This is a genomic window from Pedobacter sp. 01N310 (assembly GCF_056399805.1).
In genome coordinates this window covers 230,098-237,485 of record NZ_JBFTSB010000007.1, presented here as the reverse complement: position 1 = coordinate 237,485, position 7,388 = coordinate 230,098, and the positions used below count along the sequence as shown (strand labels likewise).

Annotated in this window: 4 protein-coding genes; 3 read left to right on the top strand and 1 reads right to left on the bottom strand. The window is 39.2% G+C overall.

Translation table 11 applies throughout. The features are described 5' to 3' along the window. Positions 1 to 323: 323 nt before the first annotated feature. Entirely contained in the window at positions 324 to 1,766 is a 1,443-nt protein-coding gene (locus AC1DNH_RS16565; protein WP_477579592.1) for an APC family permease, read from the bottom strand. A gap of 281 nt (positions 1,767 to 2,047) precedes the next feature. Between AC1DNH_RS16565 and AC1DNH_RS16560 the strand changes: the two genes are divergently transcribed. From AC1DNH_RS16560 to AC1DNH_RS16550, 3 genes are all read left to right on the top strand, one after another. Then, positions 2,048 to 4,294 (top strand): sodium-translocating pyrophosphatase, encoded by a 2,247-nt coding sequence (locus AC1DNH_RS16560; RefSeq protein WP_477608069.1) that lies wholly within the window; start codon positions 2,048 to 2,050, stop codon positions 4,292 to 4,294. A 116-nt stretch (positions 4,295 to 4,410) separates the two neighbouring features. After that, positions 4,411 to 5,886, top strand: coding sequence for an amino acid permease (locus AC1DNH_RS16555; protein ID WP_477579594.1), 1,476 nt, complete (start codon positions 4,411 to 4,413; stop codon positions 5,884 to 5,886). Positions 5,887 to 5,985: 99 nt separating this feature from the next. Then, on the top strand, positions 5,986 to 7,317 hold the full coding sequence (locus AC1DNH_RS16550; protein ID WP_477579595.1) for a porin: 1,332 nt from the start codon (positions 5,986 to 5,988) through the stop codon (positions 7,315 to 7,317). The last annotated feature ends 71 nt before the right edge of the window (positions 7,318 to 7,388 follow it).

The following is a 7,388-nucleotide window of genomic DNA, read 5'->3' as shown; positions in this document are numbered from 1 at the left end:
TCGGGTTTGGAAAACTGAGTTTAAGCACAGGTTTAACTTAGCTAAACCCGGTAGCAGCGAACACGATCCCGATTTTTCTATCGGGAGAAGTAAAGTGGATAACGGGGCTTTCGGAACCGATTGAAACAGAACCCTGCTTTTCAAAATGTAAAAATGGGATTTGAAGCGGTTAGATATGAGATTTGAGAAGCAAAAAACCTCGCAGTTTTTAAAAGCCTGCGAGGTTTCATGGTAAATTCTCATCTCATTTCGTCATCCTGAATTTGTTTCAGGATCTATCCTACCAGTAAGATGCTGAAACAAGTTCAGCAGGACGCCTCTGGTTAATCTTGCTGCTCTTTTTTATTAATAAAAAAGTAAACAGGCACTCCCAGCAAAACAATCACAAGCCCCGGCCAGGTATACTGCTGTTTATAAATGAGCAGCAAAATACAAAATGCCGCTCCTATCAATAAGTAAATAATCGGTGTAACTGGATATAACCAGGTTTTGTAAGGCCTTTCAAGACCAGGTTGTTTTATCCTTAAATAAATAACACCAAAAACAGTAATCATATAAAATAGCACGATAACAAAGGATATCATATCTAAAAGATTACCATATTGCCCACTTAAACATAAAGCAGATGCCCAAATGCCCTGCATCCAAAGTGATCTTTCAGGAACTCCATTTTTATTGTTTTTTAATGCTGCTTTAAAAAACATTCCATCTTTTGCCATGGTTTGAAAAACCCTTGCACCTGCCAATACGATTCCATTAACACAACCGAAAGTAGAAATCATTACCAACAATGCAATTACAATTGTGCCGATTCCACTACCAAAAATCTGTTCTGAGGCTGCAACAGCAACCCGATCATTGAGGGCAAATGCAATACTCTCTCTGTTTAGGGTATTGAGATAGATAAAATTGACCAATAAATAAAGAATCATCACTGCTGAAGTACCTAAAACCATAGAACGTACAACATTTTTTTTAGGGTTTTCGATTTCTCCCGAGACAAAAGTTACGTTTTCCCAGGCCACACTCGAAAATACCGAACCAACCATGGCAGCTGCAATCCCCCCCATTATTGCCATTCCGGAAATGGATTCCCATCCCGATTTCAAGAAATTGCCGCTTGGATCTGTTTTAAGATTATTGAAAGCATCCCAGCCAAAGCTCATATTTCCGGCCCAAAAACTGTTTTTCACCAAAAGAAAGCCTAAAATAATTAAGCCGATTAAAGCGACAATTTTAGAACCAGTAAAAATGTTCTGCAAAATTTTACCGCCTTCAACACCTTTTGTATTAATATAAGTTAAAAGCAGAATCACACCGATGGCTAAAATCTGTATCCAGGTAATTTTATAACCGCCACTCTGAAAAATTGGAGCAGCATCGTTTAAAGCTGGTATTAAATAGGCCGTAAATTTACCAAAAGCAACAGCAACAGCTGCAATAGTGCCGGTTTGAATTACGGTAAACAAGCCCCAACCGTAAAGAAATCCCATCATTTTACCGAAAATCTCTTTCAGGTAAGTGTATTGCCCACCAGCTTTGGGAAACATGGAAGAAAGTTCTCCATAAGAAATTGCGGCGGCAACTGTCATCACCCCAGTGATCACCCAAACCACAATCAGCCAATAACCGGAACCTAAATTCCGCATGATGTCGGCACTAACAATAAAGATACCGCTTCCGATCATCGAACCCATTACCAGCATGGTAGCATCAAAAAGGCTTAATTTTCTTTTAGAAGGTCCATCTTCTTTTTCAATATTCATTTTTAGTTTGGTTTAGTTTGTGGCTAATTTATTTAAAAAAAAGAAAATAGGAGTACTTCGCTTGTATTATTTTAATTGAGCGAAATTTTATTCTACTTGACAATGAAAAATTTAATCACAAGAAAAATATTTTATTATCTTGCTAGATATAAGTACGTAGTTTGGAGAGAAGCGTTTGGCGCTGAACGTTTGAAATAGATTAAACAATTGACCAATTTAAACAGTTAACCAGTTACACAACAACATAAACAACTAACCAAATATAAAACCAATTATTAACTATGGATTTTTTACAAAACAATTTAATTTACTGTATTCCGGCGCTAGGCCTTGTCGGGATTATAGTTATGATGATTAAAAGCGCCTGGGTAAACAAGCAAGATGCAGGTGATAAAAACATGCAGGAACTTGCGGGCTATATAGCCGATGGAGCTATGGCCTTTTTAAAAGCCGAATGGAGGGTATTGAGCATTTTCGCTGTTTTTACGGCTGCGCTCCTAGCCTACTCAGGAACAATTACCGAAATTAAAGGGGTACCTATGCATTCGAGCTGGATTATCTCTATTTCTTTTATTATAGGAGCGGTATTTTCTGCAACTGCGGGTTATATCGGAATGAAATCGGCCACAAAAGCAAATGTTAGAACCACACAGGCTGCTAGAACAAGTTTAAAACAAGCATTAAAAGTTTCGTTTACTGGCGGTACCGTAATGGGCTTAGGCGTAGCTGGCCTTGCTGTTTTAGGTTTAGGCGGTTTATTTATTGTTTTTTTACAGGTATTCCATGTAACCAGCGCCAATAGCACCGAAATGAGAACTGCTATTGAGGTTTTAACCGGATTTTCTTTGGGTGCCGAATCTATTGCCTTATTTGCCCGCGTTGGTGGGGGTATTTATACCAAAGCTGCTGATGTTGGTGCCGATTTAGTGGGTAAAGTAGAAGCCGGAATTCCTGAAGATGATGTACGTAACCCTGCAACCATTGCCGATAATGTAGGCGATAACGTGGGTGATGTTGCAGGTATGGGTGCCGATTTATTTGGCTCATATGTAGCAACGATATTAGCCACCATGGTTTTAGGACAAGAAATTACAGTAACTGATAAATTCGGGGGTATGTCTCCCATCCTTTTGCCTATGGTAATCTGCGGATTGGGTATTTTATTCTCGATTGTAGGTACCTGGTTTGTAACCATTAAAGATGATAAATCAAATGTTCAGACGGCTTTAAATCTAGGTAACTGGTCATCAATTTTGATTACAGCAGTAGCTTCGTTCTTTATCGTAAAATGGATGTTACCCGAAACATTAAACTTACGTGGGTATGAGTTCTCTAGTATTAATGTGTTTTATGCCATTATTGTTGGTTTAGTAGTGGGTACAATTATGAGTATTGTTACCGAATATTTTACCGCAATGGGCAAAGGCCCTGTAAATTCTATTATCCAACAATCATCAACCGGACATGCCACCAATATTATTGCAGGTTTAGCTGTCGGAATGAAATCGACTGTTATTCCAATTTTGGTTTTAGCAGGCGGGATTATGTTATCGTACCACTTTGCTGGTTTATATGGTGTAGCTATTGCAGCAGCAGGTATGATGGCCACTACAGCTATGCAATTGGCCATTGATGCTTTCGGACCAATTGCTGATAATGCGGGCGGTATTGCAGAAATGAGTCAGTTACCTCCAGAAGTACGCGAACGTACCGATAATTTAGACGCTGTTGGAAATACCACTGCAGCTACCGGTAAAGGATTTGCCATTGCATCTGCAGCCTTAACCTCTTTAGCATTATTTGCAGCTTTTGTAGGCATTGCAGGTATTACGGCGATAGATATATATAAAGCGCCAGTATTAGCAGGATTATTTGTTGGCGGGATGATTCCTTTCATTTTCTCGGCCCTTTGCATCCAGGCGGTGGGTAAAGCGGCAATGGATATGGTTCAGGAAGTTCGTCGCCAGTTTAGGGAAATTCCTGGCATTATGGAGTACAAAGCCAAACCAGAGTACGAAAAATGTGTAGCCATTTCAACCAAAGCATCTATCCGTGAAATGATGATGCCCGGTGCTATCGCCTTAATCACGCCGATAATTGTTGGTTTTACTTTTGGTCCTGAAGTTTTAGGTGGATTATTGGCCGGCGTAACCGTTACCGGTGTATTGATGGGGATTTTCCAAAGCAACGCAGGTGGCGCATGGGATAACGCCAAAAAATCATTCGAACAAGGTGTAATGATCAATGGTGAAATGCACTACAAAAAATCAGAACCACATAAGGCTTCAGTAACAGGGGATACTGTAGGCGATCCTTTTAAAGATACCTCGGGTCCTTCAATGAACATTTTAATCAAATTAATGTCTATTGTTTCACTAGTTATTGCTCCATACATCGCAGTTAAGGCAATTGCCAGCGAACATAAGCAAGAAGTTCGAAAAGAAATCAGAATTGAGCAAAAAACCGATAGTTTAGGTAACGTAATTACGGATACTTTAACCAATACCACCGACACTTTAAGGCGTTAGTTGTAAAAACATTGATAAAATAATAGCTAAAGGGATTTTTTAACCAAAATCCCTTTTACATTTCCGTAATTTTTAATTACGTTTGGAGCTGAATTAATCTAAACAAAAACTATAATATGGGTTTATTTACTAAAAAGCCAATGCATCTATTGCTTGAAGAAGCAGGTGATTCAAGCAAAGGCTTAAAGCGCACACTTAGTGCAGGTGCATTAGTTGCATTAGGTGTAGGGGCTATTATTGGTGCCGGGCTATTTGTTCGTACTGCTGCTGCAGCCGCTCAAAATGCTGGACCATCAGTTACAATCGGTTTTATAATAGCTGCGATAGGCTGTGCTTTGGCAGGTTTATGTTATGCCGAGCTCTCTTCTTCTATTCCAATCTCTGGTAGTGCATATACTTATACTTATGCTACTATGGGCGAGCTAATGGCTTGGGTTATTGGATGGGATTTAGTGTTAGAATATGCTGTAGGTGCCGCTACTGTAGGTATAGCCTGGAGCGAATATCTGAATAAACTATTGGTAGAAGTATTACATACCTCACCCATACCCTACGAGTGGTGCCACTCGCCTTTCCAATCGCATCCAGATGGTACCGTAAATGGAATTATGAATCTTCCTGCCTTGTTTATAGTAGGCTTGTTAAGTTTACTTTTAATTAAAGGAACTTCAGAATCTGCTTTTGTAAACGGTTTAATCGTAATTACCAAAGTGGGTATTGTTATCTTAATCATTGTTTTAGGTTGGGGCTTCATCCACGAAGCAAATCACCATCCATACATTCCGGCTGCTACCACATATGTAGATCATGCAGGTATTAGCCATAGTTTTGGTGGTTTCTGGGGCGTTATTGGCGCTGCCGGAACGGTATTCTTTGCCTTTATCGGTTTTGATGCTGTAAGTACTGCCGCTCAGGAAACTAAAAATCCTAAAACAGCAATGCCAATTGGTATTTTAGGATCGTTAGCAGTTTGTACTGTATTATACATATTATTCGCACACGTTTTAACGGGAATTGCACCAGTTGAGTTTTTCAGAACTAAAGGTGGTGAAGCATCTGTGGTAGCTGCAATTAGCGAATATATGACCGGATACTCATGGTTATCTAAATTAGTAACAGTAGCAATTTTAGCCGGTTTCTCTTCTGTAATCTTGGTGATGTTATTAGGCCAAAGCCGTGTATTTTATTCGATGAGTAAAGATGGTTTATTACCTAAAATGTTCAGTGATTTACACCCTAAATTTAAAACACCTTATAAAGCAAACTTAGTGATCTTGGTAATTGTAGGTTTATTTGCTGCATTTATCCCAGGCGATGTAGTGGGCGATATGACTAGTATCGGTACGTTATTCGCATTTATGTTGGTTTGTATAGCGGTAATCATCTTAAGAAAAACAGATCCAGATCTTCCTCGTCAGTTTAGAACACCTTGGGTACCTTTAATTCCGATTTTGGGTGTTGTTGCCTGCGGTTTAATGATCCTTGGTTTAGGCTGGACAAACTGGTTAAGATTATTTGGCTGGTTAGCATTAGGATTTATCATTTACTTTGGATACAGTAAAAAGAATTCTCATTTGAAAGACGTTAAATAAATTACATTTTTCAAAAAAACAAAAGCCTCGACCGAAAAGTCGGGGCTTTTTTATGTTAAATAATTGTTAATAAAACTACCTTTGCAAAAAATTGATAACATGTACCGCTATTTTGCTAAATTTAAGATCACTTATTTCTTCTTAACGATTGTTTTGCTATTCATTTCCGCTGCAGGATATGCGCAGAGAACAATTAACGATGTAATGGATTCTACCACGGTTAACCATTTGCTCATTATTTCTAAGAAATATGGTTCATTATCTTTTAGCGGGTACCTGCAGCCTCAATTCCAGGTTGCGCAAGCAAATGGTGCACAGGCAGAATACCAAGGCGGAAATTTTGGCGAGTTTACCAATAACCGGTTTAGGTTGAGAAGAGGTCGTTTAAGGGCCGATTATATGATGTTAACAGATGATGGCAGTCCTTCTACCTATTTTGTACTTCAGTTTGACGGTACTGAACAAGGTGTTGCCATTCGTGATTTTTGGGGACGTTATTACGAAAATAAATGGAAAATACTGGCGGTTACTTTAGGGCTTTCTGGCCGTCCGTTTGGGAACGAACTGCAATTATCTTCTTCAGTAAGGGAAGCGCCGGAGCGTGGCCGGATGTCGCAGATTTTAATGAAAACAGAACGAGATCTGGGGGCTACGTTTACCCTAAATCCTCGTTGGAAAGATGCCCGGTTGAAAAACTTTGTATTCGATTTTGGTATTTACAACGGACAAGGCTTAGCCGGCGCTGGAGAATTTGATAATAGTAAAGATTTTATCTTCAGGTTAAGCCATAAAACCTATGCCTTTAAAAATTTCACCATTGCGGGCGGTATAAGTACGCTACAAGGCGGCTTAAACCATCGCTTGCCCGTAAGTTATAAGATGGATAGAATCGACAACCAATGGAGAATGATGAAGGATTCGTCGGCCAATACCATCAATAAGGTTGCTCCAAGGAGATATTATGGTGCCGATATTCAGCTGGCTACAAAAACCAAAAGCTGGAAATCTGAATTGAGGGCAGAAGTGGTGTCTGGCTTACAAACAGGCACTTCAACTACCTCAACCACACCTGGCTCTTATCCTGTTGATAGCAAATCGATAGCCTTGCCTTATTATACCCGAACCTTCAATGGTGCTTACGTTACATTTGTACAAACCTTGAATAGCACCGACAATCAGCTTATTTTAAAATACGATTGGTATGATCCAAATTCAAAGGTAAAAGGGCTTGATATTTCAAATACTCAGGGGCTTTCTCCAGCGGATGTTCGTTTTGATACTTTTGGATTTGGTTTTTTACATCATTTTAATCCACATTTTAAGGCTGTACTTTATTATGATATCATTAAAAACGAATCGACCCAAATTCAGGGTTATACTGCTGATAGAAAAGACAATGTGCTCACGTTAAGAACACAGTTCTATTTCTAATAAATAACAGTACAATGGAGGAATTGATACAAATTCCGCTACCTTTGCTTAAAATTGCGCTGCTATGAAAT